This is a genomic window from Aestuarium sp. (assembly GCF_023253315.1).
In the GTDB taxonomy this organism is placed as follows: Bacteria; Pseudomonadota; Alphaproteobacteria; order Rhodobacterales; family Rhodobacteraceae; genus Marivivens; species Marivivens donghaensis.
This window is the reverse complement of the sequence record NZ_JALRGW010000058.1, coordinates 1-2,785: the sequence shown is the minus strand read 5'-3', so window position 1 is coordinate 2,785 and position 2,785 is coordinate 1. Positions and strand designations below refer to the sequence as shown.

The window sequence follows — 2,785 nt, the reverse complement described above, 5'->3', positions numbered from 1 at the left end:
CATCGTGACCGCAAAAGACAGCGGCATCGACACCATGGAAAAACTTATTGCGTCAGCCAAGAAAAACCCAGGTGGCATGAGTGTCGGTATGTCCAGTTTGGGCGGCGACGATCACTTTGCACTGATCAAACTGCAACAACAGACCCACACCAGTTTCAACATCATTCCCTACAAAGGGTCTGCGCAGACGACTGGAGGTGGCGCACGTCAAGCTGGCGGCCAGTCGGGCGTTTGTGATGGTGGCGTACTACACGCAGTCACATGAGATGTTGTTTGATGCCCATGCTCGGGCCTTTGAAATCTTCGGTGGAATTCCGAAGCGCGGCATCTACGACAACATGAAGACCGCCGTCGACAAGGTTGGAGTCGGTAAGCAGCGCAGCGTCAATGCCCGGTTCGAGTCGATGACGGGTCACTATCTCTTTGACCACGAGTTTTGCAACCCTGCGGCGGGCTGGGAGTGGAAAGAAGCCATGAACGAGTTCGCGATAGCCTACGGTGAACGCTTTATTCAATCGAGCTCGTAATATGTCCATCGGGTCCCCAAGGGGCGGGCATTACTCAAAGCCTTGAACACTAAAAATCTGACAGCCCTGGCTCAGTGGCTAGAAAATGCCGCTAGATAGTCGATCAATTGCTTTGTTGCTGACGATAAGGCCTTGTCACGGCTTAGCACCCCGATGGGCGAAATGGCAACATTCAGTTTGAAGTTCAATTTCACAATTACGCCAGCTTCAACATCTGCTTTAAACAGACTTTCAGGTGTGATTGCCAGGGCCATGGTCTTTTTCAAGGCTTCACGAACTAGGGCTGGGTTGCGGCTGGCGATTTGGCAATACTTGGGCGTCTTCACCAGTGTCATCAAATGGTTGAACGTGTCAATGGCGGGTACGTTGGAAGGTGGTGTGAGCCACTTTTGATTGCCCAAGTCTGGGATCTTTAAACGTTTTCCAGCCAAAGGGTGTCCAGCACATGCAAACAAGGCGTGTTCATCTTCCATCATCGGCGTGAAGTACCAACCTGCAGGAACGTTGCTGGGCTCCCTACACACCACGAGATCAATGTCACTGTTTTGCAAGAACTCGTCGATCTGTCCACCTTCGATCTCAACAACGTGTGTTTGAATTTGTGGATGGATTTCGCTGAAGCTGGGCAGGGCACTGACCAGCAAACCGTTGATGCCTGCAGCGACGCCAGCTAGACGAACAAAACTCGATTCTGTGCTTTTTCGTGCGGTTGCGGCTTGAGCGAGGTGCGTGATTGCATCCATCACATTGCGAACGCGCGAAATGATTTCTTTGCCGTCAGGCGTAAGTCGCATGCCCTTAGCGTGGCGCTCAAACAGCACCAAGCCAAGTAACTCTTCAAATTCTTGAATGCTCTTTGTGACAACGGGTTGAGAAATTGCGCAGGCCTTCGCAGCGTGGTGCGTACTGCCTAGGTCCGCCACAGAAAGGATCAATTGCAGTTGACGCAAACGCCCTTTGACCAATAAACGATGCAGTAAGCGATCAGCTGAAAAGTCCATTGGTGTGAGCGAGTGGGTGTTAAGTTATGTGTTCATTTAGGGCTTGAGCGACCAGTTGAGGCGCTAAGCCGTAGGCCTCTTCAAGCAGAGGTAGATTAACACCCCGGGTGCGAATGTCTTGTGCCAATGCATCTTCAAAACTGATGCCATGCGCCATCATGTTTTCAGTTGCTTCGTGTGCCAGCTTGTAGGCGCTGCGGCGTCCCATGGTTTCTGCGAGTCGAACCGTGACGCTTTCGGCAAGGACGGCACCATTGGTTCGCGCCAAGTTCTCGGCCATTTGCTCGGGGTGAACGCGTAAGCGATCAACGACGCCGCACATGCATGACAACACTTGTGCCGACCGAATACACATGTCCTCCAAGACATTGCCGTGCATGGTGGAGTCGCGTTCAAAGATGACCCAAATCCATTCCAACAATACTGGCAGGCTTGCAGCGACCTCACGTGATCGTGACATCACGTCGATGCATAAGGTCGGATTCGATTTATGCGGCATGGTGGAGCTGCCCACATCTTGGCTTTCAAGTGACAGTTCACGGATGTCGTCACCTTGAAGCAAAAAGATTTCCTGCGCCATGCGCCCCAGCACGCGTGCCATGATGGCTTGCGCTGAACCCAAGTCCACAAACACATCCATGGATCCTTTGGCATCGATGATTGCTGGTGCACCCAAGCCGAGTTCCTTCATTACCAAAGCTTGTACTTGAGGACCAGATTCGCCCATGGCAGCGTGTGTGCCAACAGCGCCACTGAGCACGCCGCTGGGGTAGCGCGTTTGCCATTCGTTGAAGCGTTGGATACAGCGTTCGATCTCGTCCAGCCAAACACAAAGCTTGTAACCAAAGGTGATGGGCATGGCGTGGCGGCCCAAAGTGCGCCCGACCATGGGGGTGTCGGCATGGTCCGCAGCGATCTGCGCAATCTTCGCTTTGAGTAGGTTCAGTTCCTTGATTGTCACTTCGCAAACTTGGTGCATCTGCATGACGCGTACCGTTCGCACCACGTCTGCTGTGGTTGCGCCGAAATGCAGCCACTCAGCTGCATCAGGCGAAAGATGCTTTGTGAATGCATTGAGTATCGCCACCATGGGGTGACCAACTTGAGCTTGAGCTACTTGAACATCGGCAACACTGACCGCGTTTGCCTTTGCCGCGTCACTGATGGCTTGAGCCATGTTTTGAGGGATCAGTCCCAGCTGACCTTGCACTTGTGCCAGTGCCGACTCAAAGCGAATGCTCAGCCTTAAGGTGTTTT

Annotated in this window: 3 protein-coding genes and 1 pseudogene; 2 read left to right on the top strand and 2 right to left on the bottom strand. The window is 52.9% G+C overall.

Translation table 11 applies throughout. From position 1 onward, the window contains the following. The coding region (locus AC1QQ2_RS13970; protein ID WP_479713587.1) for a tripartite tricarboxylate transporter substrate-binding protein at positions 1–265 on the top strand (265 nt) is incomplete at its 5' end. Further along, a pseudogene (locus AC1QQ2_RS13965) lies at positions 177–461 on the top strand (IS21 family transposase); the annotation flags it as partial. The gene AC1QQ2_RS13970 and the pseudogene AC1QQ2_RS13965, both read left to right, overlap by 89 nt. 137 nt (positions 462–598) lie before the next feature. On the opposite strand, the gene AC1QQ2_RS13960 reads toward AC1QQ2_RS13965, so the two are convergent. Both AC1QQ2_RS13960 and AC1QQ2_RS13955 read right to left on the bottom strand, forming a co-directional pair. Then, on the bottom strand, positions 599–1,528 hold the full coding sequence (locus AC1QQ2_RS13960) for a LysR family transcriptional regulator (RefSeq protein ID WP_479713586.1): 930 nt from the start codon (positions 1,526–1,528) through the stop codon (positions 599–601). 19 nt (positions 1,529–1,547) lie between these two features. After that, on the bottom strand, positions 1,548–2,785 hold a 1,238-nt coding region (locus AC1QQ2_RS13955), incomplete at its 5' end, for a lyase family protein (RefSeq protein ID WP_479713585.1).